General features: G+C 69.9%; 25 protein-coding genes. 17 read left to right on the forward strand and 8 right to left on the reverse strand.

What is annotated here, in order from left to right; genetic code table 11:
• Positions 1-31: 31 nt before the first annotated feature.
• Genes ACTWNK_RS15360 through hisF form a run of 6 tightly spaced genes read left to right on the forward strand, consistent with a single transcriptional unit; the run spans position 32 to position 3,067 of the window.
• Positions 32-187 (forward strand): hypothetical protein, encoded by a 156-nt coding sequence (locus tag ACTWNK_RS15360; protein WP_474310918.1) that lies wholly within the window; start codon positions 32-34, stop codon positions 185-187.
• Positions 178-813: an imidazole glycerol phosphate synthase subunit HisH gene (hisH, locus tag ACTWNK_RS15365; RefSeq protein WP_474310919.1), complete on the forward strand. Its 636-nt coding sequence runs from the start codon at positions 178-180 to the stop codon at positions 811-813. The genes ACTWNK_RS15360 and hisH overlap by 10 nt, the downstream gene beginning before the upstream one ends.
• Positions 813-1,157 carry a hypothetical protein gene (locus ACTWNK_RS15370; RefSeq protein WP_474304634.1) on the forward strand — a complete coding sequence of 115 codons (345 nt, stop codon included), beginning with the start codon at positions 813-815 and terminating at the stop codon, positions 1,155-1,157. Before hisH ends, ACTWNK_RS15370 begins: the two co-directional genes overlap by 1 nt.
• A 4-nt stretch (positions 1,158-1,161) precedes the next feature.
• Complete coding sequence (priA, locus tag ACTWNK_RS15375; protein WP_474304635.1) at positions 1,162-1,884, forward strand: bifunctional 1-(5-phosphoribosyl)-5-((5-phosphoribosylamino)methylideneamino)imidazole-4-carboxamide isomerase/phosphoribosylanthranilate isomerase PriA; 723 nt, start codon at positions 1,162-1,164, stop codon at positions 1,882-1,884.
• Positions 1,885-1,928: 44 nt separating this feature from the next.
• On the forward strand, positions 1,929-2,309 hold the full coding sequence (locus tag ACTWNK_RS15380; protein WP_474304636.1) for a Rid family hydrolase: 381 nt from the start codon (positions 1,929-1,931) through the stop codon (positions 2,307-2,309).
• A complete protein-coding gene (hisF, locus tag ACTWNK_RS15385) occupies positions 2,306-3,067 on the forward strand; it encodes an imidazole glycerol phosphate synthase subunit HisF (RefSeq protein ID WP_474304637.1) in 762 nt (253 codons plus the stop codon). The genes ACTWNK_RS15380 and hisF overlap by 4 nt, the downstream gene beginning before the upstream one ends.
• A gap of 57 nt (positions 3,068-3,124) precedes the next feature.
• Here the strand turns inward: hisF and ACTWNK_RS15390 are convergent, their stop codons facing one another.
• From ACTWNK_RS15390 to ACTWNK_RS15405, 4 genes are all read right to left on the reverse strand, one after another.
• Positions 3,125-3,331 (reverse strand): hypothetical protein, encoded by a 207-nt coding sequence (locus tag ACTWNK_RS15390; protein ID WP_474304638.1) that lies wholly within the window; start codon positions 3,329-3,331, stop codon positions 3,125-3,127.
• A gap of 54 nt (positions 3,332-3,385) precedes the next feature.
• Positions 3,386-4,750, reverse strand: a complete 1,365-nt coding sequence (locus ACTWNK_RS15395) for a glutamine synthetase family protein (protein WP_474304639.1) — start codon at positions 4,748-4,750, stop codon at positions 3,386-3,388.
• A gap of 55 nt (positions 4,751-4,805) precedes the next feature.
• Entirely contained in the window at positions 4,806-4,967 is a 162-nt protein-coding gene (locus ACTWNK_RS15400) for a hypothetical protein (RefSeq protein ID WP_474304640.1), read from the reverse strand.
• Positions 4,968-5,182: 215 nt separating this feature from the next.
• A complete protein-coding gene (locus ACTWNK_RS15405; protein WP_474304641.1) occupies positions 5,183-5,812 on the reverse strand; it encodes a TIGR03085 family metal-binding protein in 630 nt (209 codons plus the stop codon).
• A gap of 140 nt (positions 5,813-5,952) precedes the next feature.
• Here ACTWNK_RS15405 and ACTWNK_RS15410 point away from each other — a divergent pair, with 140 nt between their 5' ends.
• Together ACTWNK_RS15410 and ACTWNK_RS15415 are read left to right on the forward strand one after the other, a co-directional pair.
• On the forward strand, positions 5,953-7,731 hold the full coding sequence (locus ACTWNK_RS15410; protein ID WP_474304642.1) for an ABC transporter ATP-binding protein: 1,779 nt from the start codon (positions 5,953-5,955) through the stop codon (positions 7,729-7,731).
• Positions 7,731-9,506, forward strand: a complete 1,776-nt coding sequence (locus ACTWNK_RS15415; RefSeq protein ID WP_474304643.1) for an ABC transporter ATP-binding protein — start codon at positions 7,731-7,733, stop codon at positions 9,504-9,506. Before ACTWNK_RS15410 ends, ACTWNK_RS15415 begins: the two co-directional genes overlap by 1 nt.
• Positions 9,507-9,554: 48 nt before the next feature.
• On the opposite strand, the gene ACTWNK_RS15420 is transcribed toward ACTWNK_RS15415, so the two are convergent.
• From ACTWNK_RS15420 to ACTWNK_RS15435, 4 genes are read right to left on the reverse strand one after another with little or no spacing between them, the layout of a single operon-like run.
• A complete protein-coding gene (locus ACTWNK_RS15420) occupies positions 9,555-10,007 on the reverse strand; it encodes a GNAT family N-acetyltransferase (RefSeq protein ID WP_474304644.1) in 453 nt (150 codons plus the stop codon).
• On the reverse strand, positions 10,004-10,993 hold the full coding sequence (locus ACTWNK_RS15425; RefSeq protein WP_474304645.1) for an ABC transporter substrate-binding protein: 990 nt from the start codon (positions 10,991-10,993) through the stop codon (positions 10,004-10,006). The genes ACTWNK_RS15420 and ACTWNK_RS15425 overlap by 4 nt, the downstream gene beginning before the upstream one ends.
• A 17-nt stretch (positions 10,994-11,010) precedes the next feature.
• Positions 11,011-11,769, reverse strand: coding sequence for an amino acid ABC transporter ATP-binding protein (locus ACTWNK_RS15430; protein ID WP_474304646.1), 759 nt, complete (start codon positions 11,767-11,769; stop codon positions 11,011-11,013).
• The gene (locus ACTWNK_RS15435; protein ID WP_474304647.1) at positions 11,766-12,632 is read right to left on the reverse strand and encodes an amino acid ABC transporter permease; all 867 of its coding nucleotides are present in this window, start codon (positions 12,630-12,632) and stop codon (positions 11,766-11,768) included. Before ACTWNK_RS15435 ends, ACTWNK_RS15430 begins: the two co-directional genes overlap by 4 nt.
• 111 nt (positions 12,633-12,743) lie before the next feature.
• Here ACTWNK_RS15435 and hisI point away from each other — a divergent pair, with 111 nt between their 5' ends.
• The 9 genes from hisI (at position 12,744) to ACTWNK_RS15480 (ending at position 18,697) form a co-directional block, all read left to right on the forward strand.
• Positions 12,744-13,091: a phosphoribosyl-AMP cyclohydrolase gene (gene hisI, locus ACTWNK_RS15440; protein ID WP_474304648.1), complete on the forward strand. Its 348-nt coding sequence runs from the start codon at positions 12,744-12,746 to the stop codon at positions 13,089-13,091.
• Positions 13,092-13,123: 32 nt separating this feature from the next.
• Complete coding sequence (locus ACTWNK_RS15445; RefSeq protein WP_474304649.1) at positions 13,124-13,756, forward strand: TIGR02234 family membrane protein; 633 nt, start codon at positions 13,124-13,126, stop codon at positions 13,754-13,756.
• Positions 13,753-13,962 (forward strand): HGxxPAAW family protein, encoded by a 210-nt coding sequence (locus ACTWNK_RS15450; protein ID WP_474304650.1) that lies wholly within the window; start codon positions 13,753-13,755, stop codon positions 13,960-13,962. The genes ACTWNK_RS15445 and ACTWNK_RS15450 overlap by 4 nt, the downstream gene beginning before the upstream one ends.
• Positions 13,963-14,102: 140 nt before the next feature.
• Complete coding sequence (locus ACTWNK_RS15455) at positions 14,103-14,492, forward strand: CD225/dispanin family protein (RefSeq protein ID WP_474304651.1); 390 nt, start codon at positions 14,103-14,105, stop codon at positions 14,490-14,492.
• Positions 14,492-14,923, forward strand: coding sequence for a DUF2752 domain-containing protein (locus tag ACTWNK_RS15460; protein WP_474304652.1), 432 nt, complete (start codon positions 14,492-14,494; stop codon positions 14,921-14,923). The genes ACTWNK_RS15455 and ACTWNK_RS15460 overlap by 1 nt, the downstream gene beginning before the upstream one ends.
• Positions 14,924-15,058: 135 nt before the next feature.
• Positions 15,059-15,904: an indole-3-glycerol phosphate synthase TrpC gene (trpC, locus tag ACTWNK_RS15465; RefSeq protein ID WP_474304653.1), complete on the forward strand. Its 846-nt coding sequence runs from the start codon at positions 15,059-15,061 to the stop codon at positions 15,902-15,904.
• A 125-nt stretch (positions 15,905-16,029) separates the two neighbouring features.
• Positions 16,030-17,181 carry a tryptophan synthase subunit beta gene (gene trpB, locus ACTWNK_RS15470; RefSeq protein ID WP_474310920.1) on the forward strand — a complete coding sequence of 384 codons (1,152 nt, stop codon included), beginning with the start codon at positions 16,030-16,032 and terminating at the stop codon, positions 17,179-17,181.
• Between the two features lie 8 nt (positions 17,182-17,189).
• Positions 17,190-17,987 carry a tryptophan synthase subunit alpha gene (gene trpA, locus ACTWNK_RS15475; protein WP_474304654.1) on the forward strand — a complete coding sequence of 266 codons (798 nt, stop codon included), beginning with the start codon at positions 17,190-17,192 and terminating at the stop codon, positions 17,985-17,987.
• Positions 17,988-18,115: 128 nt separating this feature from the next.
• Complete coding sequence (locus ACTWNK_RS15480; protein WP_474304655.1) at positions 18,116-18,697, forward strand: TetR/AcrR family transcriptional regulator; 582 nt, start codon at positions 18,116-18,118, stop codon at positions 18,695-18,697.
• The last annotated feature ends 55 nt before the right edge of the window (positions 18,698-18,752 follow it).

The following is an 18,752-nucleotide window of genomic DNA, read 5'->3' on the forward strand; positions in this document are numbered from 1 at the left end:
CTCGTGGCCCGCGGGCCACGAAGGAGGCGCCGTGACCGGCAACTGGACCGCCATCGCGATGGTGTTCATCGGGCTCTTCCTCGTCGGCGGAGTGGTGTCGTTGTTCAAGCAAGGGCTCAAGGTCGGGGCGCTGCTCTGCGGGGTCGGCGCGGCTTTGGCGATCACGGCGGGAGTGCTCTGGTGGTGAACGTCGTCGTGCTCGACTACGGATCGGGCAATCTGCGATCGGCCGAGCGCGCGCTCGCCAGGGTCGGCGCCGATGTGACGGTCAGCGCCGACTACGACGCCGCGCTGGAGTGCGACGCGCTCGTGGTGCCTGGCGTGGGGGCGTTCGCCGCCTGCATGGCCGGGCTGAAGGGCGTGCGCGGCGAGCAGATCGTCGGGCGCAGGCTGGCGGCCGGCCGTCCCGTGCTGGGCATCTGCGTGGGCATGCAGATCCTGTTCGGCAGGGGAGTGGAGCACGGCGTGGAGACCGAGGGCTGCGGCGAGTGGCCGGGCACGGTCGAGCGTCTGGAGGCTCCCGTCCTGCCGCACATGGGGTGGAACACCGTCAAGGCGCCCTCCGGCAGTGTGCTGTTCGAGGGGCTCGACGCCGACACCAGGTTCTACTTCGTGCACTCCTACGGGGTACGTGAGTGGGAGTTGCAGGCGGGGCCCGGCTTCACGGGTCCGCTGGTGACGTGGGGTGAGCACGGTGTGCCGTTCGTCGCCGCGGTGGAGAACGGGCCGCTCGCGGCCACCCAGTTCCACCCGGAGAAATCCGGTGACGCCGGGGCGGCCCTGCTGTCCAACTGGCTCAAGTCCGTTGGGTGATGAGTAAGGAGCGGGCGCGCCGTCGCGCCGTACGCGAGGCCGAGCAGGCCAAAGCCGCCGAGATCGGCGCCCGTCGTGAGGCCCGCAGGGCCGGGCGGCGGGCACGGTGGCGCTCGCTGCGGCGGCGGGCGCGCTCGCTGCTGCCTCGCTCCGCGCCCAGGCCGGGCGGCCTGATCGCCAGGAGGCAGCGGGCGCAGAACGGCGTCGTCGCGCTGCTGTTTCTGGTCGTTCAGCTCATCGTCTGGTTGATGTGGTCCTCGCCGTGGCTCAGCTTCGGCGTGTTCGTGCTGTCCGTGCTGCTCATCCCGGTGCTTGTCACCATCGTTTTCGACCGGAGGACCTGAAGAAATGTCACTCGTGCTGCTGCCCGCCGTCGATGTCGCCGACGGTCAGGCCGTGAGGCTCGTACAAGGCGAGGCAGGCACCGAGACCGGCTACGGCGACCCGCTGGCCGCCGCGCTGGCCTGGCAGGAAGCGGGCGCCGAATGGATCCATCTGGTCGACCTTGACGCCGCCTTCGGCCGGGGCTCCAACCGGGAGCTGCTGGCTGCGGTGATCGGCAGGCTCGACGTGCACGTCGAGCTGTCGGGCGGTATCCGCGACGACGTGTCGCTGGCCGCCGCACTGGCGACGGGTTGTCGCCGGGTCAACATCGGCACGGCTGCTCTGGAGAACCCGGAGTGGTGTGCGAAGATCATCAATGAGCACGGCGACAAGATCGCGGTGGGTCTCGACGTGCGTGGCACCACACTTGCCGCGCGCGGCTGGACCGAAGAGGGCGGCGATCTCTGGGATGTCCTGGAGCGGCTGGAGTCCGACGGCTGCCCGCGTTACGTCGTCACCGACGTCACCAAGGACGGCACGCTGAGCGGGCCGAACGTCGAGTTGCTGCGCCAGATGTGCGCCCGCACCGACAAGCCGGTGATCGCGAGCGGCGGTGTCTCCTCGCTCGACGACCTGGTGGCGCTGGCCGCTCTGGTCCCCGAGGGAGTCGAGGGGGCCATCGTCGGCAAGGCTCTCTACGCTCAGGCTTTCACGCTGCAGGACGCGCTGACGGCAGTTCGCGTTTAGGTATTTGGGAGGGGGCGTGAATGGGTCACGTGAGCAGTGAACGTATGGGAACAAGGGTGTTCTCTGGCGGTGTATGGGAGGAAAGGTACGGCTACGCACGGGCGGTGGTCGCAGGACCATGGGTGCTGGTTTCGGGCTGCACCGCGACGGTCGCGGGTGAGGTCCTGCATGTGGGTGACGCATATCGGCAGACGAGGGAGTCCTTCCGCATAGCGCTCGACGCGCTGGCAGCGGCGGGAGGCGCCCGCGAGGACGTGGTGAGGGTCCGCTACTACGTGGTGGACGACCGTGACTACGACGCCGTGGGGCGTGCGATGGCCGAACTCCTCGGTCACGTGCGGCCCGCGTGCACCGGGTTGCGGGTGGCGGGGCTGATCGATCCGCGGATGCTGGTCGAGGTGGAGATCGAGGCTTACAGATCATGACGGTCGCCGTACGAGTGATCCCGTGCCTGGACGTCGACGCCGGTCGCGTCGTCAAGGGGGTCAACTTCGAGAACCTGCGCGACGCCGGGGACCCGGTCGAGCTGGCCAGGCGTTACGACGAGGAGGGGGCCGACGAGCTCACCTTCCTCGACATCACCGCGTCGTCGGGCGAGCGTGACACCATGTTCGACGTCGTACGCCGTACGGCCGAGCAGGTGTTCATTCCGCTCACGGTCGGAGGCGGCGTGCGTGCCGTCGACGACATCGACAAGCTGTTGCGGGCAGGTGCGGACAAGGTGTCGCTGAACACCGCGGCCATCGCCAGGCCGGAACTGCTCACCGAGTCCTCACGGCGTTTCGGTGCGCAGTGTGTGGTGCTGTCGGTCGACGCGCGCAGGGCCGAGGGCACGCCGTCGGGGTTCGAGGTGACCACGCACGGCGGTCGCAGGGGGACGGGCATCGACGCGGTCGAGTGGGCGGCACGCGGTGAGGAGCTGGGAGTGGGTGAGATCCTGCTCAACTCCATGGACGGCGACGGCACGCTGGACGGCTACGACCTGGAGATGATCAGGGCTGTGCGCGCGGCCGTGCGCGTTCCGGTGATCGCCAGTGGCGGCGCCGGGCGGCTGGCGGACTTCGCGCCCGCCGTCGAGGCCGGAGCCGACGCGGTCCTGGCCGCATCGGTGTTCCACTTCGGCACCTTGAAGATCGGAGAGGTCAAGCAGTCCCTGCGGACGGCGGGCCACCCGGTCCGCTGATCCCATCGGGCCGGGCACACGGGGGGACGTCGTGCCCGGCCATCGCCTTGTCGCCGCTCATTCGGCGTGCGCGCACTCTTCGCACCGGGTCTCGGCGTGCTCGCACAGGCCCAGCGCGTCGATGAGCGCGGCGGCGAACTCGTGTGCGCTGATGTGACCGGTCACCCGCTCGGTCGCGGGGTCGAAGGTGGGCAGCGTGAAACTCTCCCGCTGGATCACCGCGGTTCTCCGGAGTACACCGAAAATCAGGTTCTCAGGTCTCATGAGGGGCAGTATCGTCCTCCGGCAGCCTCGCCGCAGCCCCCTGCACCCGGGATGCTAGAACACCCGCATGTGCTGAAACACCTCGAACGCCGTGTCCTCGGCGGCGAAGGCGGCGGCCTCCGAGCGTTTGACCGCCAGGTAGGCCGCCGCGCGCAACGGGCCGAGCGCCTCCATCAGGACCTCGTCGGCCTCAAGGGCGTCCAGCGCCTCGGTCAGCGAGGAGGGCAGCGGCGGGTAGGCGCCGGGCCGGGTGGCGGGATCGAAGGCGGCGGGAGCGCCGGGCGTAAGGCGGCGCCGGATGCCGTCGAGCCCGGCATGGATGACGGCCCCCAGCGACAGGTACGGGTTGGCGGAGGAGTCGGACGGCTTGAGCTCCAGATTGGTCGAGCCGAGCGCACCGAGCGGCGAGCACACCCGCACGGCGGCCTCGCGGTTGTCGTGGCCGTGGCAGACATAGGCGCTGGACCACATCCGGGGCGCCAGCCGCCGGAAGCTGTTGACCGAGCCGCAGGTCAGTGCGACGAGGCCGGGCAGATGGGCCAGCAGCCCGCCGACGAACCAGTCCAGCACGTCGGGCTCGCTCTCGAACACGGCCCGCTCGCCCTCCCACAGCGACAGGTGCAGATGGGCGCCGTTGCCCGCCTGGCCGGCCAGCGGCTTGGGCGCCAGCGAGGCCCACATCGCCATGCGCAGGGCGACGCCCCTGGCGCTCTCGCGATACAGGACGTGGTTGTCGGCGGCCCGCAACGGCGATGTGTGCCGTACCGAAAGTTCCTGCTGGCCGTGGCCGAGCTCGGGGTGGCAGTGCTCGGGTTCGAGGCCTTGCAGGCGCAGGGCGCGCAGCAGGGTGACGGTGTAGTCGTGCGACTGGTCGAACCCGGTGGTGGAGTAGCACAGGCTGTCGTCGACGGGTACGAGGACGTCGAAACCGCCCGCCGGATCGGGCAGCCGCCTGCCGAGGGTGAACTCGGGCTCGAAGGCCGCCGCCATCGTGTAGCCCTCGGCCGCGAGGGTGGCGACCGCGTCCTTGAGGAAGGTACGCGGACATGCGGCCCAGGGGGAGCCGTCCGGCCGCCGCAGGTCCGACAGCATCGCGGCGGCGCCGGGAGAGTAGGGGAGGACGACAAAGGTGGCCGGGTCGGGGACGAGCCGTACCTCACCGACCGGACCGAGGTGCTCGACCTCCTGGAGCTGGTCGAGCATGTTCATCGCCATCATCGCCACCGTGTGGCCGATGCCGGATGCGATCCGCTCGCCCAGCCTGGAGCGTGCCACGGCCTTGCCGCGGATCACACCGCCATGGTCGGCGTAGAGGAAGCGGACCAGCTCGATGCCCTCGAGTTCGGCGCGTTCGACCGCCCTCCTGGCATCAGGATCGACCGGGTTGATCTCGGTGACGCTGTGGTGATCTTTCATCATGCCTGCGTAACACGTCACGGCTGGTTGCGGAAGCGTGCGCGCAGGCCCGGCTCCGTCAGGTCAGCACACTACTGAAGAACACGGCCAATTGATTGGCTCCATTGAGGATGCCGTCGAACACTCCGTTCACCGCCGCCGCCGCCTGGGCCGGCCGGGTGAACAGGTAGAAGACCACGAACGCCACAAGTATGTAAGTGGCGACCTTCTTGACCTGCATGGGGGGCCTCCTGCAGTCCATTCCCAGGCGTATATACCCGGATCTGGGCGATCACTGGCATCTTCTGTGAAGATGTTGTTGATCATAACTGGCGGGTGTCGCCTTCGTTACCCGGTCATGGCCATCCTACGGTTACTCTCGCGAGACGCGCAGACCCAGTGCGGGAATAGCTATGGGTGGTCTATGCCACACCGTTCGCCCGGTGTTCGCGGGTTTCAGATGCCGAGGGTGGCGTTCGTCAGGGCCGTCACGTCGGCGGGCTCGCCGGTCAGGTCGACCTTGGCGTGGGCCTGGCGGCCGAAGCAGAACAGCAGCAGTTCGCTCGCCCGGCCGGTGACCTCGACCCTGGGCGCGTCGCGCCTGCCGCCGACGCTCACGCCGCCGCCCAGCCGGTGCAGCACGACCGCGACCGGCGCCCTGCGCAGGGTGAGCCTGGCCATGGAGCTGACCCGGCGCCAGATGAGCCGCTCCAGGTCGGGCGGCAGCGTGCGCGGCTGCCAGCCGGGCTGCGCCCTGCGGACGTCCTCGTGGTGGACGAAGAACTCCAGCGTGTTGACGGCCTGGTCGAGCCCGGGCACCAGGGCGTAGACGCCGCCGGGCCTGCGGACCAGGTTGACGAGCTCGGGGTAGGGGTGCTTGGCCTTGAGGCCCTCCTGGACCGAGGCGGTGTAGGCGGCCAGCCCCTTGATCGCGATGCCGGGATTGGCGTCGAGCCTGCGCTCGCGCAGGACGAGATGGGCGGCCAGGTCGCGGGTGTTCCAGCCCTCGCACAGCGTCGGCGCGTCGGGGCCGAGCTTGTCGAGCAGGTCGCTGAGCGCGGCACGTTCGGTGCGGGCGTGAGTCACCTCTCGATCGTAACAATGTTCCGCAGGAGTGCCGCCTGGGGGAATAACTGCACCATATGACGTGATAGGGAGATATGACGTTAACTATCCCCCGTTGAAAGGACACCCCCCGAGTGGCGAGCAAGGTCACTTCAGCCGTCATGCGACAGGGACTCCGGGTACTCGGGGTGGCCGTGCGCACGGAGAAGCTGGTGTTCACCGGCGCCGTGCTGGTCAGCGCGCTCTACGGCACGATGACGGTGGCCTCGGCGTGGGCCCTCGGCTGGGCCACCGAGAACGTGGTGCTGCCGGCCTTCCGTACCCACGCGATCGCCGAAGGGGCGATGTGGACCGGCCTGCTGCTCATCATGGGCACCGCACTGCTCAAGGCCGTCGGCGTCGGCGGCAGGCGCATCCTGGCCGGAATGCTGCAGTACCGCATGCAGGCCAGATCCCGGCGTGATGTCACCAAGCAGTACCTGCGGCTGCCCCTGGCCTGGCACCACCGCCACCCGACCGGGCAGCTGCTGTCCAACGCCTCCGCCGACGCCGAGGCCGCCTGGGCGCCGCTCGCGCCGCTGCCGATGGCCGTCGGCGTGGTCGTCATGCTGTTCACGGCCGCGATCGGCATGCTGATCACCGACCCGGTCCTGGCGCTCGTCGGCTTCCTCATCTTCCCGGCGATCGCCGTGCTCAACCTGGTCTACCAGCGCCGCCTCAGCCCGCTGGCCACCCACGCCCAGCAGCTGCGCGCCGAGGTCAGCGAGATCGCGCACGAGAGCTTCGACGGCGCGCTCGTCGTCAAGACCCTCGGCCGGGAGGACCTGGAGACCGAGCGCTTCCAGGCCAGGGCCCAGGCGCTGCGCGACGCCAACATCGCCGTCGGCCGGGTACGCGGCCTGTTCGACCCCATGCTGGAGGCGCTGCCCACACTCGGCGTGCTGGCTGTGCTAGCCGTCGGCGCGGCCAGGCTCGGCAGCGGGGCGATCGGCTCGGGCGAGCTGGTCCAGGTCGCCTATCTGTTCACGTTGCTGGCCTTCCCCATCAGGGCGCTCGGCTGGGTGCTGGCCGAACTCCCGCGCAGCGTCGTGGGCTGGAACCGCGTGCAGGACGTCCTGGAGGCCAAGGGCTCGATGACCTACGGCGAGGCCGGGCTGGACGGCTCGGCGCCGATCAGGCTGCGGGTGGAGGAGCTGTCCTACGCCTACACCGAGGAGGCCCGGGTGCTGTCGCGGGTGAGCTTCGAGGTCGTGCCCGGCCGTACGGTCGCGCTCGTCGGGCCCACCGGGGCGGGCAAGTCGACGCTCGTGCAGACGCTGGTGCGCCTGGTGGACCCGGACGAGGGGCGGGTGCTCCTGGACGGGGTCGACCTGCGCCAGATCGCACACGGCGGGATCAGCGACGCGGTGGCGCTGGTGCCCCAGCAGACGTTCCTGTTCGACGACACCGTGCGCGGCAACGTCACACTCGGCCTGCCGGTCGGCGACGAGCAGGTGTGGGCGGCGCTGCGCCTGGCCCAGGCCGACGGATTCGTCAGCGCCCTGCCCTCCGGCCTCGACACCAAGGTCGGCGAGCGCGGCACCACCCTGTCGGGCGGCCAGCGCCAGCGCATCGCCCTGGCCCGCGCGGTCGTGCGCAGGCCCAGACTGCTCATCCTCGACGACGCCACCTCCAGCGTCGACCCCCAGGTCGAGGCCAAGATCCTGTACGGCCTGCGCGACGCCGCCGAGGCCTCGACCGTCGTGGTCGTCGCCTACCGGATGGCCACGATCGCCCTGGCCGACGAGGTGGTCTACCTGGAGCACGGCCGGGTCGCCGACAAGGGCTCGCACGAGGAACTGCTCGGGCGCTGCGAGGGCTACCACAACCTGGTCACCGCCTACGAACGTGAAGAGGCCGAGCGCGCCGCGATCGAGGCCGAGGAAGAGGTCAGCATCTGATGGCTCTGCAAGGAGTGGAGCGCTCCGCGCTCGCGACCGTCAGGCGTGGCCTGTCGCTGACGCCCGAGTTCAGGAAGGGCCTGGCCGCGACCCTGGCCCTGGCGATCGTCGCCACGCTCGGCAAGATCATCGTGCCGATCGCGGTCCAGCAGACGATCGACACCGGCATCGCCTCAGGCGTGCCCGACCTGCCGTACATCACCAAGGCCGTGGTGATCTGCGCCGTCGCCGTGCTGCTGACGGCGGTGGCCGGATATGTGATGAACGTACGGCTGTACAAGGCCACGGAGTCCTCGCTGGCCACCCTGCGCGTGCGTGGCTTCCGGCACGTGCACGACCTGTCGGTGCTCACCCAGAACTCCGAGCGCCGCGGCGCGCTGGTCTCGCGGGTGACCAACGACGTCGACCAGATCAGCACGTTCATGCAGTGGGGCGGGCTGATGATCATCGTCGCCTTCGGCCAGCTGCTGGTGGCCAGTGTGCTGATGGTGGTCTACTCCTGGCAGCTCACGCTGCTGGTCTGGCTGTGCTTCATCCCGCTGATGATCGCGCTGCCGAGGTTCCAGCGATGGCTGTCGGCCGCCTACACGACCGTGCGCGAACGGACGGGCGAGATGTTGTCGGCCGTCAGCGAGTCGGTCGTAGGCGCGGCCGTCATCAGGGCATACGGCTCGGAGCACAGGACGGCCGAGCGCATCGACGCGGCCGTCGACTCCAACCAGACGGCCCAGGTGCGGGCGCAGAAGATCGTCGCGTTCGTCTTCCCGCTGACCGAGGTGGTCGCCGCACTGGCCATCGGGGGCATCGTGCTGCTCGGGGTACGGCTCGGCATGTCGGGCGACATCTCCGAAGGCAGGCTGGTGGCCTTCCTGTTCCTCATCACGCTGTTCGTCTCGCCGTTGCAGATCGCCACCGAGGTGCTCAACGAGGCGCAGAACGCCGTGGCGGGCTGGCGGCGCATCCTCGGGGTGCTGGACACGCCGCCCGATGTGGCCGACCCGGGCGAGGACGGGGTCGAGCTGCCGCGCGGGCCGATCGCGGTGGCCTTCGAGGAGGTGCACTTCGCCTACCCGGGCGGCACGCCGGTGCTGCGCGACGTCTCGCTGTCGATCCCGCCGCGCTCGCGCATCGCGGTCGTCGGCGAGACCGGGTCCGGCAAGACGACGTTCGCCAAGCTGCTGACCAGGCTGATGGACCCGGTCTCGGGCAAGGTCACCGTCGACGGCGAGGACCTGCGCGAGGTGCGCTTCTCCTCCCTGCGCGAGCGCATCGTCATGGTGCCGCAGGACGGCTTCCTGTTCGACGGCACGCTCGCCGACAACATCCGGTTCGGCAGGCCGTCCGCCACCGACACCGAGATCGAGCTGGCGATGACCGAGCTCGGCCTGGCCGACTGGCTCGAAGGCCTGCCCTCGGGCCTGCGCACCGCCGTCGGCCAGCGCGGCGAGTCGCTGTCGGCCGGTGAGCGCCAGCTCGTCGCCCTGGCCCGCGCCTACCTGGCCGACCCCGACCTGCTCCTGCTCGACGAGGCCACCTCCGCCGTCGACCCCGCCACCGAGGTACGGCTGGCCAGGGCGCTGGAGGGCGTCACGCGCGGGCGCACCGCGATCTCCATCGCCCATCGCCTGTCCACGGCTGAGAACGCCGACGAGGTCCTCGTCTTCGACGCGGGCCGCCTGGTCCAGCGCGGCCCGCACGCCGAACTGGTCGGCACGCCCGGCGTCTACGCCGACCTGCACGCCTCGTGGGTGTCGTCGGCGCACTCGCCGTCCTGAGCGCCGGGCGCACAGGCGTCATCGCACTCGCCGTCCCGAGAGCAGGGCTCACAGGGTTTTGGCGAAGGCCAGCGCCCCTTCCTTGGGCCGGTCGTCGACGTCGAAGGCGGGGGTGTACCCGGCCGACAGGTAGAGGGCGGCGGCCTCCGGCTGGCGGGGGCCGGTGGTCAGGTGCATGTGCGTGTAGCCGCGCCTGACCGCCTCAGCCTCAAGCTCGGCCACCACGAGGAGGCCGAGGCCCTGCTGACGGCGTCCGGGGTGCGTCCAGACCCGCTTCACCTCGGCCGTCGTGGCGTCGTGGCGGCGGAAGGCGCCGCCCGCGATCGTCACGCCGTTCTCGACCAGGACGAGGAACGCGCCGTCCGGCGGGGCGAACTCGGCGTCGGGGTAGAGGCTGAGCTCGTCGTTGGGGCCGTAGCGGCTGGTGTACTCCAGGTGGAGCCCGGCCAGCAGCGGTTCGACCTCGGGATCGCCGATCTTGACCGCCCGTACCTCGATCACTTCGCCTGCCTCGGCAGGCCCGGTGGGTTGATCTCCGAGACCGGCAGTGCCTCGTTGGCCAGCCCCCAGCGGTCGAGCACCTCGGTGTACTTCCCGTTCTTGATCAGGGTGTTGAGCGCCTCGTTGACCGGCTTCACCAGGCCGTTGTCCTTCTTGGTCATGACCGCGATGAGGCCCTTGAGGTCGGGTCCGGCGCCGGAGAGCGTGCCCACGAGCTTGGTGTCGCCCGACACCGTGACGCTGTAGGCGACCTGTGGGTTGGGCCCGAGGTAGGCCTGGACGCGGCCCGACTTCAGCGCCAGGGCGACGTCGCCGTACTTCTGGTAGTACTGGATCTCGGCGGCCTTGAGCCCGGCCCTCTTGTTCTCCTCGTCCCAGGCCAGCAGGATCTTCTCCTGGTTGGTGCCGGAGCCGACCGAGACGCGCAGCCCGGCGATGTCGGCGGCCTTGGCGATCGCGGTGATCGGACTGTTCTTGGCCGTCTGCCAGGCCAGCTGGTCGACCCGGTAGGTGGCGAAGTCGTAGATGTCCTTGCGCTCCTCGGTGACGGTGACGTTGTTGAGCACCGCCTCGTACTTGCCCGACTTGGCGCCCAGGAAGAGGTTCTCCCAGGAGGAGTTCTCCACCTTCACCTCCAGGCCGAGCACGTCGGCGACGAGATGGGCCAGGTCGGTCTCCACGCCGATGACCGTGGTGTCGTCGTCGGCGAGGAAGACCAGCGGGGGAGAGCCCTCGCCGCTGAAGCCGACGCTGAGCTTGCCGTCGGCGGCGATCTCCTTGGGCACCTGGGCCGCGATGGCGTCGACCTTGTCGGCGCGCACGCGCTGCTGGTCCGGGCCTAAGTTGATCTTCTTGCCGTCCACGACGACGGCGGAGGCCTTCGGCTGGGCCGCGCCGGCGGTGTCGACCGGCTCTGCCCCGCAGGCGGTCAGGCCCAGGAGGGCGCCTGGCAGCAGGCCGGACAGGAGAATGGCCTTGACACGCATCCGTGTCGTCCTTTCGGTTAGAGCACTTTGCCGATGAAGGCGCGGGTGCGTTCGTGCTGGGGGGCGTCGAGCACCTGGGCGGGCGGACCCTGCTCGACGATGCGGCCGTCGTCCATGAAGACGACGGTGTCGGCGACCTCTCGGGCGAACCCGATCTCATGGGTGACGACGATCATGGTGGTGCCGCTGCGGGCGAGGTCCTTCATCACATCGAGGACCTCGCCGACCAGTTCGGGGTCGAGCGCGGAGGTCGGTTCGTCGAAGAGCACGACCTTGGGTTCCAGGGCCAGGGCCCTGGCGATGGCCACCCGCTGACGCTGCCCCCCTGACAGCGTGCTGGGATAGGCGTCGATCTTGTCGGCCAGGCCCACGCGTTCGAGCAGGCGTCCGGCCAGGGCCTCGACCTCGGCGCGTGGACGGCGCTGGGCCGAGATCGGCGCCTCGGTGACGTTCTGGCGCACGGTGAGGTGCGGGAAGAGGTTGAAGTTCTGGAAGACGAAGCCGATCTTCGTACGCTGGCGGAGGATGTCGCGCTCGCCGCGTTCGTACAGCTTGTCCTTGTGCCATCGATAGCCGACGAGTTCGTCGTCGACGGTGACCGAACCGCGTTCCACCTTCTCCAGGTGGTTGATCGTGCGCAGCAGTGTCGACTTGCCCGAGCCGGACGGCCCGAGTATGACCGTCACCTCCCCGGCCTCGACGCTCAGGTCGACGCCCTTGAGCACGTGGAGCGGTCCGAAACTCTTGTGCACGCCGGTCAGCGCCACCATGCTCATGCCCGGCCCCTGCCGTAGTGGCGTTCGACGAAGTGCTGCACGACGGAGAGCAGCGTGGTCAGGGCCAGGTACCAGATGGCGGCGACCAGCAGCATCGCCATCACCCTGCCGGTCCGGTTGTAGATCACCTGGACCTGGTAGAAGAGCTCGGGCAGCGCCATGATGTAGACGACCGAGGTGCCCTTGACCAGGCCGATGATCTCGTTGCCCGCGGCGGGGACGATGGAGCGCATCGCCTGCGGAAGGATGATCTTGAACAGCTGCCTGGTCCTGGGGATGCCGAGCGCGGCGGCGGCCTCGCGCTGGCCGTGGTCGACCGACAGCAGGCCGCCCCTGACGATCTCGGCCGCGTAGGCCGCCTGGTGCAGGGCCAGGCCCAGCGCGGCGGCGGTGAGCGGCCCGATGAGGTCCATGGTCCCGATGTCGAAGAACGCGGGCCCGAACGGCACCCCGAACGACAACCTCGGATACAGCAACGCCAGGTTGTACCAGAACAGCAGCTGCAGGATCAGCGGCACCGACCGGAACAGCCAGATGTAGCCCCAGGCGACCGAGGCGAGCAGTGGATTGGCCGACAGGCGCATCAGCGCGAGCACCGCGCCGAGTGCGAAGCCGAGCACGATGCCGAGTGCGGTCAGCTCCAGCGTGACCACGACGGAGCGCAGGACCGAGGGGGCGAACAGGTATTCGCCCACCACCTCCCATTCCCATGCGGGATTGGTGACCAGGGCGTTGGCGACCATGGCGAGCAGGAGCAGGACGGCCGCGCCCGCGACCCAGCGGCCGGGATGTCTGGTGGTGACGACGGCCGGGGCCTGTTCGCGTGGGGGTGTGCTCTGCCGCACGGGGGAGTCGACATGCATGGGCACACTTCAACACGCACCAACAATTCCGTCAAGACCTACTGGTTTAGTAGGTTTTCTTCACCGAGGTGAGTTCGGAGACCTCGCCGTCCTGCTGGTTGAATGAGGCGCATGTCCCTTGACCCCGCCGTCGCCTCCCGGCTCAAGCGCAATCCCGACGGGCTCGTGCCCGCCGTCGTCCAGCAGTACGACACCGGCGAGGTGCTCATGCTCGCCTGGATGGACGACGAGGCGCTGCATCGCACGCTGACGACGGGCCGGGCCACCTACTGGTCGCGCAGCCGCGCCTCCTACTGGGTCAAGGGCGACACCTCGGGCCACGTGCAGCACGTGAAGTCGGTCGCGCTCGACTGCGACGGCGACACGATCCTGCTACGGGTCGAGCAGACCGGCGCGGCCTGCCACACCGGCGACCGCACATGCTTCGACGCCGGGATGATCGAGGTCCTCGCGCCATGAGCGCGCCGGGAGTCGGGGGAGAGGGGCAGGCCTTGCCAAGCGACCCAGATCCCCGCGTCGTGGGCGCGCCGGTGGGGCGGCCGTGGGCCTGGCTGCTGGCGTGTGCCGCGGGGGCGGCGCTGGTGCTGCTGGCCTCCGGGCGTGCCTGGGCGGTGCTCGCCTACGAGGGCTCGCACTCCTCGGCCTCGCTGACCGGCGGCGACCTGGCCCCCGCGCTGCGACCGCTCGGGCTGGCGGGCCTGGCCGCGATCGTGGCGGTGCTGGCCACCAAGGGTGTGTGGCGGCGGATCGTCGGCGCGCTCGTCGCGCTGTGCGGCGCCGCGGTGGTCGTGCTGGCCTTCGGCGGGCTCTCGATCGAGGCCGCCACCGACCTGGCCGCCGAGCGCGACCCGCTGGTCGCGGGGCTGTCGCCGAGCCTGCTGGAGTTCAACGCCTGGCCCTATCTCGGGGCCTTGGGCGGGGTCGTCCTGCTCGGAGTGGGAATCGCCGTGCTGGTGCTCGGTGGCAGGTGGACGAGCATGGGGGCCAGGTACGATCGCCCCGGATCCGCGGGCGCAGAGGCCGCGGACGACACGGCCCCCACCGACAAGGCGCTCTGGGAAGCCCTCGACAGAGGCGACGACCCGACCGAGCGGCGCACGACCAGCCCCGAGGAGCGAGCATGACAGCCGAGCACGTACGGCACGACCACGGCAACACCCCCGCCGCGTGGACCGCGGTGACCATCATCGTGATCGCCTCGATCGTCGCGGGACTCGGCCTGATCGGCGATTCCGGCGCGATGTTCGTGGGCGGCCTCGCACTCGCCGCCGCCGGAGCGCTCGTCGGCAAAATCATGCAGATGATGGGCCTGGGAAAGATCCGGACCTGAACGGCATAAGTGGACCGTTCCCCCCGGCTTGCGTTCGTGTCACAAATTGCCCACAAAGCCGACGTCATGCCATGTGGCAGGGTGTTTCTCGCTAGGCTGCCGCGCGCAACTCGCCACAAAAAGCACACGAGGAGACGTCGATGAGTTACGGAAACCAGGGCGGTAGCGGGGGATACGGGGCTCCGCCTCCTGGCAGTGGGGGGTACGGGCCGCCGCCCGGCGGAGGATACGGACAGCCCGGTGGATACGGTGCGCCTCAGCCGCCGCCGGACAACCACCTGGTGGCGGCGATCCTCACCACGCTCTTCTGCTGCCTCCCGTTCGGTATCGTGTCCATTGTCAAGTCGTCGCAGGTGAACTCGAAGTGGGCGGCCGGCGACTACCAGGGTGCGACCCTGGCGTCGCAGGAGGCGAAGACCTGGTGGAAGCGTGCGCTGATCACCGGCCTCATCGTCAACATCCTCGGCCTCATCCTCTACTTCGTCGTCATCGCGCTGGCGGTCAGCACCAGCGGGAGCTACTCGTACTGATGACCCTTACGCACTCCGAGCGGCGCGGCGCGGACCGTATCAAGTCCGTGCTCGCGCCGCTTGGCGTCGCGGCGGTCGCGGGGGCGGTCCTCGTCTTCGTCGGCCAGGTCAACCCCAACGAACCCGGTCACTATCCGACCTGCCCGTTCCTCTGGGCGACCGGGCTGTACTGCCCCGGATGCGGGACGCTTCGCACCATTCACGCGCTCGCGCACGGCGATGTCGTGGCCGGTCTCGGCCTCAATCCGCTGGCGATGGTCATGCTCCCGTTCCTGCTGTTCTGGTGGGGGCGCTGGGTGGTTCGCGCCTGGCAGGGGCGGCCTCGCCGTACGAATCTTGCTCATCCCGCTTATATCTGGGCGTTCTTCGCGATTGTCATCCTTTATTGGATAGTACGAAATCTGCCGTTCGGCGCGTTTCTCGCCCCATAGGCGGGCCCAGTGGCAGGCAGACCCCGGCAAGGCCGATAACATCGAGACAACGGCACGGGAACCGATCGCGAGCGCTCGCCGCTGACGCGACTCCCGCCCGCCCCCAGCACAGTCGACCGGAGGGACCCTGATCGGGTGAGTCAGGAAAGCAACGGACCTCGGGGCAGCGTGCTCGACGAGATCCTCGAAGGGGTGCGAGCCGACCTCGCCACGCGGCAGGCGGCCGTCTCACTCGACGACCTCAAGGCGCGTGCCGAGCGGGCCGCCCAACCCAAGGACGCCTACGCGGCGCTCGGTGGCGACAAGGTCTCCGTCATCGCCGAGGTGAAGCGCTCCAGCCCCTCCAAGGGCGCGCTCGCCGCCATCGCCGATCCCGCCGCGCTCGCGGCCGACTACGAGGCCGGTGGCGCCCACGTCATCAGCGTCCTGACCGAGCAGCGCCGCTTCGGCGGCAGCCTCGACGACCTCGCGGCCGTGCGTGCCCGCGTCGACATCCCGGTCCTGCGCAAGGACTTCATCCTCACCTCCTACCAGCTGTGGGAGGCCAGGGCCTATGGCGCCGACCTCGCGTTGCTGATGGTCGTCTCGCTGGAGCAGCCCGCCCTCGTCTCGCTGATCGAGCGCGCCGAGTCGATCGGGCTCACCCCGCTGGTCGAGGTGCACACCGAGGAGGAGCTCGAGCGTGCCGTCGAGGCCGGGGCGCGCATCATCGGGATCAACGCCCGCAACCTCAAGACGCTCGAGGTCGACAGGGACGTCTTCGCCAAGCTCGCGCCCAAGGTTCCCGACGGTGTCATCAAGATCGCCGAGTCGGGTGTGCGCGGCCCGCACGACCTGCTCGCCTATGCGAGGGCCGGAGCCGACGCCGTGCTGGTGGGCGAGAGCCTGGTCACCGGCAAGGATCCGAGGAAGGCCGTCGAGGCCCTGGTGACCGCAGGTGCCCACCCCGCGACGCGTCCCGACCACGGGACAGAGGGATAGCGAAAGTGACCGCTTCACAGGCAGACGACCGGTCCGCCGCGGCCGAGGGCACCGTCCTCACCGCCGCCGACCTCGCGGGCAGCGGCGCCCACGGCAACGACCCCGACAGGCGGGGCAAGTTCGGCGTGTTCGGCGGGCGCTACGTGCCCGAGGCGCTGATCCCGGCCCTGGACGAGGTCGCCGACGAGTACCTCAAGGCCAAGAACGACATCGGCTTCATCCGCGAGTTCGACCACCTGCTGCGCACCTACGCCGGGCGGCCGACCACGCTGACGGAGGTGCCGCGCTTCGCCGAGCAGGCGGGCGGCGCCCGGCTGATCCTCAAGCGCGAGGACCTCACGCACACCGGCGCACACAAGATCAACAACGTGCTCGGCCAGGCGCTGCTCACCAAGCGCCTGGGCAAGAAGCGCGTGATCGCCGAGACCGGCGCGGGCCAGCACGGCGTGGCCACCGCGACCGCCGCCGCCCTCATGGGCCTGGAGTGCGTCATCTACATGGGCGCGGTCGACTGCGAGCGCCAGGCGCTCAACGTCGCGCGGATGAAGCTGCTCGGCGCCACCGTCGTGCCCGTCACCAACGGCAGCCAGACCCTCAAGGACGCCATCAACGAGGCCTTCCGCGACTGGGTCACCAATGTCGACGACACCCACTACCTGTTCGGCACCATCGCGGGCCCGCACCCCTTCCCCGAGATCGTGCGCGACTTCGCCCGCATCATCGGCGTCGAGGCCAGACGCCAGATGCTGGAGCTGACCGGCGCGCTGCCCGACGCGATCTGCGCCGCGGTCGGCGGCGGCTCCAACGCCATCGGCATCTTCCACGCCTTCCTCGAGGACCGCGGCGTGGCCCTGCACGGCTACGAGGCGGCGGGCAAGGGCCTGGCGACCGGCGAGCACGCCCTCACGCTGACCGCCGGGTCGATCGGCGTGCTGCACGGCTCGCGCACCTACGTGCTGCAGGACGACGAGGGCCAGACGATCGAGTCGCACTCGATCTCGGCCGGGCTGGACTACCCCGGTGTCGGGCCCGAGCACGCCTGGCTCAAGGACTCCGGCCGCGCCACCTACCACGGCATCACCGACGCCGAGGCGATGGACGCCTTCTCGCTGCTGGCCCGCACCGAGGGCATCATCCCGGCGATCGAGTCCTCCCACGCCCTCGCCGGAGCGCTCAAGCTCGGCCGTGAGCTCGGCCCCGAGGCGACCATCCTGGTCAACCTCTCCGGCCGTGGCGACAAGGACATGGGCACCGCGATGAAGTACTTCAACCTCTAGGACCTCCAGTGACCACACTTCAGACGGTGTTCGCCGCGGCCCGCGCGGAGAACAGGTCAGCGCTCGTGGGCTACCTCCCGGCCGGGTTCCCGACCAAGGACGGCGCGATCACCGCGTCCAAGGCGCTCGTCGACGCGGGCTGCGACGTCATCGAGATCGGCCTGCCGTACTCCGATCCGCTCATGGACGGTCCCACCATCCAGGACGCGGTGCACCGGTCGCTGGCCAACGGCACGCGGATCGCCGACGTGCTGCGGACCGTGGAGGGCGTCGCCGAGAGCGGGGCCGCCACGCTCGTCATGACGTACTGGAACCCGATCGACCGCTACGGCGCCGAGCGGTTCGCGCGTGACCTGGCGGCGGCGGGCGGGGTGGGCACGATCACGCCCGACCTCACGCCCGAGGAGGCCGGTCCCTGGCTGGAGGCCTCGGCCGCCGCCTCGATCGACACGGTGTTCCTGGTCGCGCCCTCCTCCACCGAGGAGCGCATCAAGGCCGTGGTCGACTGCTGCACCGGTTTCGTCTACGCCGCCTCGCTGATGGGCATCACGGGCGCGCGTGACAGTGTCAACGCCGCGGCCGAAGACCTGGTCAAGCGCACGCGTGCGCACACCTCGCTGCCGGTGTGCGTCGGTCTCGGCATCGGCACGGGTCCGCAGGCCGCCGAGGTCGCGGGCTATGCCGACGGTGTGATCGTGGGCTCGGCGTTCATCAGGCGCCTGCTCGACGCGCCCGACGAGCAGGCCGGGCTGGCCTCGATCCGCGAGCTCGCCGGCGAGATGGCGCAGGGCGTCAGGAGCCGCTAGCCTTCCGCGTTCTTCCGAGCAGGCGTCCGCCGTACGCGGGCGCCTGTTCGTTTGGGTGGACCCACCTTTCGCTACAGATGTAGTACTCTGTTCGGAGTGGTTTTGCGGGTGGAGCTCCGGGGAGTCGCATGAGGCAGAATCCGGCACGGCGGGCGGCGCTGGTCGACGCGGCCATCGAGGTGCTGGCCAGGGAGGGCGCCAGGGGGCTGACGTTCCGGGCCGTCGACACCCAGGCCGAGGTGCCCAACGGGACGGCCTCCAACTACTTCGCCAACCGCGACGACCTGCTCACCCAGGCGGGCGGGCGCATCTACGAACGGCTGCGCGCCAACCCGGCGGGCCTGGCCGAGCTCAACGAGGGGCCGCGCGACCGGGCGCAGGTCGCCACCCTCATGCACATCCTGGTCGACAAGATCAGCGACTACCGGTCCGGCTATCTGGCCCTGCTGGAGCTGCGCCTCGAGGCCACCAGGCGACCGGCCCTGCGCGAGGTGCTGACCCGCCAGATCGCGGCCGACCTGGAGGCCAATGTCGCCGGGCATCGCGGCTCCGGGCTGCCCGGCGACGACACCGCGGTCGAACTGCTCTACCTGACGCTCAACTGGCTGATCGTCGAGCGGCTCACGCTGCCGGAGGTGATCTCGCCCGAACGCGCGCATGCGCTGGTCGAGGCCGCGGTCGACCGGCTGGTGCCGGACTTCGGGTCTTAAGCGGCCCTTATCCCCGACGTGATCGGATGTCCATAGCCGCTGTGGCGCTTTTGCC

The organism is Nonomuraea sp. IBHARD001 (assembly GCF_056106265.1).

Bases quoted from the DNA above. Each gene is read 5' to 3' on its own strand.
- ACTWNK_RS15435 (WP_474304647.1), bottom strand. From the start codon at position 12,632: ATGCATGTCGACTCCCCCGTGCGGCAGAGCACACCCCCACGCGAACAG.
- ACTWNK_RS15480 (WP_474304655.1), top strand. From the start codon at position 18,116: ATGAGGCAGAATCCGGCACGGCGGGCGGCGCTGGTCGACGCGGCCATC.
- ACTWNK_RS15430 (WP_474304646.1), bottom strand. From the start codon at position 11,769: ATGAGCATGGTGGCGCTGACCGGCGTGCACAAGAGTTTCGGACCGCTC.
- ACTWNK_RS15455 (WP_474304651.1), top strand. From the start codon at position 14,103: ATGAGTTACGGAAACCAGGGCGGTAGCGGGGGATACGGGGCTCCGCCT.
- hisF (WP_474304637.1), top strand. From the start codon at position 2,306: ATGACGGTCGCCGTACGAGTGATCCCGTGCCTGGACGTCGACGCCGGT.
- ACTWNK_RS15460 (WP_474304652.1), top strand. From the start codon at position 14,492: ATGACCCTTACGCACTCCGAGCGGCGCGGCGCGGACCGTATCAAGTCC.
- ACTWNK_RS15400 (WP_474304640.1), bottom strand. From the start codon at position 4,967: ATGCAGGTCAAGAAGGTCGCCACTTACATACTTGTGGCGTTCGTGGTC.
- ACTWNK_RS15370 (WP_474304634.1), top strand. From the start codon at position 813: ATGAGTAAGGAGCGGGCGCGCCGTCGCGCCGTACGCGAGGCCGAGCAG.
- ACTWNK_RS15410 (WP_474304642.1), top strand. From the start codon at position 5,953: ATGCGACAGGGACTCCGGGTACTCGGGGTGGCCGTGCGCACGGAGAAG.
- ACTWNK_RS15425 (WP_474304645.1), bottom strand. From the start codon at position 10,993: ATGCGTGTCAAGGCCATTCTCCTGTCCGGCCTGCTGCCAGGCGCCCTC.
- ACTWNK_RS15390 (WP_474304638.1), bottom strand. From the start codon at position 3,331: ATGAGACCTGAGAACCTGATTTTCGGTGTACTCCGGAGAACCGCGGTG.
- ACTWNK_RS15395 (WP_474304639.1), bottom strand. From the start codon at position 4,750: ATGATGAAAGATCACCACAGCGTCACCGAGATCAACCCGGTCGATCCT.
- hisI (WP_474304648.1), top strand. From the start codon at position 12,744: ATGTCCCTTGACCCCGCCGTCGCCTCCCGGCTCAAGCGCAATCCCGAC.
- ACTWNK_RS15415 (WP_474304643.1), top strand. From the start codon at position 7,731: ATGGCTCTGCAAGGAGTGGAGCGCTCCGCGCTCGCGACCGTCAGGCGT.
- ACTWNK_RS15380 (WP_474304636.1), top strand. From the start codon at position 1,929: ATGGGAACAAGGGTGTTCTCTGGCGGTGTATGGGAGGAAAGGTACGGC.
- priA (WP_474304635.1), top strand. From the start codon at position 1,162: ATGTCACTCGTGCTGCTGCCCGCCGTCGATGTCGCCGACGGTCAGGCC.
- ACTWNK_RS15450 (WP_474304650.1), top strand. From the start codon at position 13,753: ATGACAGCCGAGCACGTACGGCACGACCACGGCAACACCCCCGCCGCG.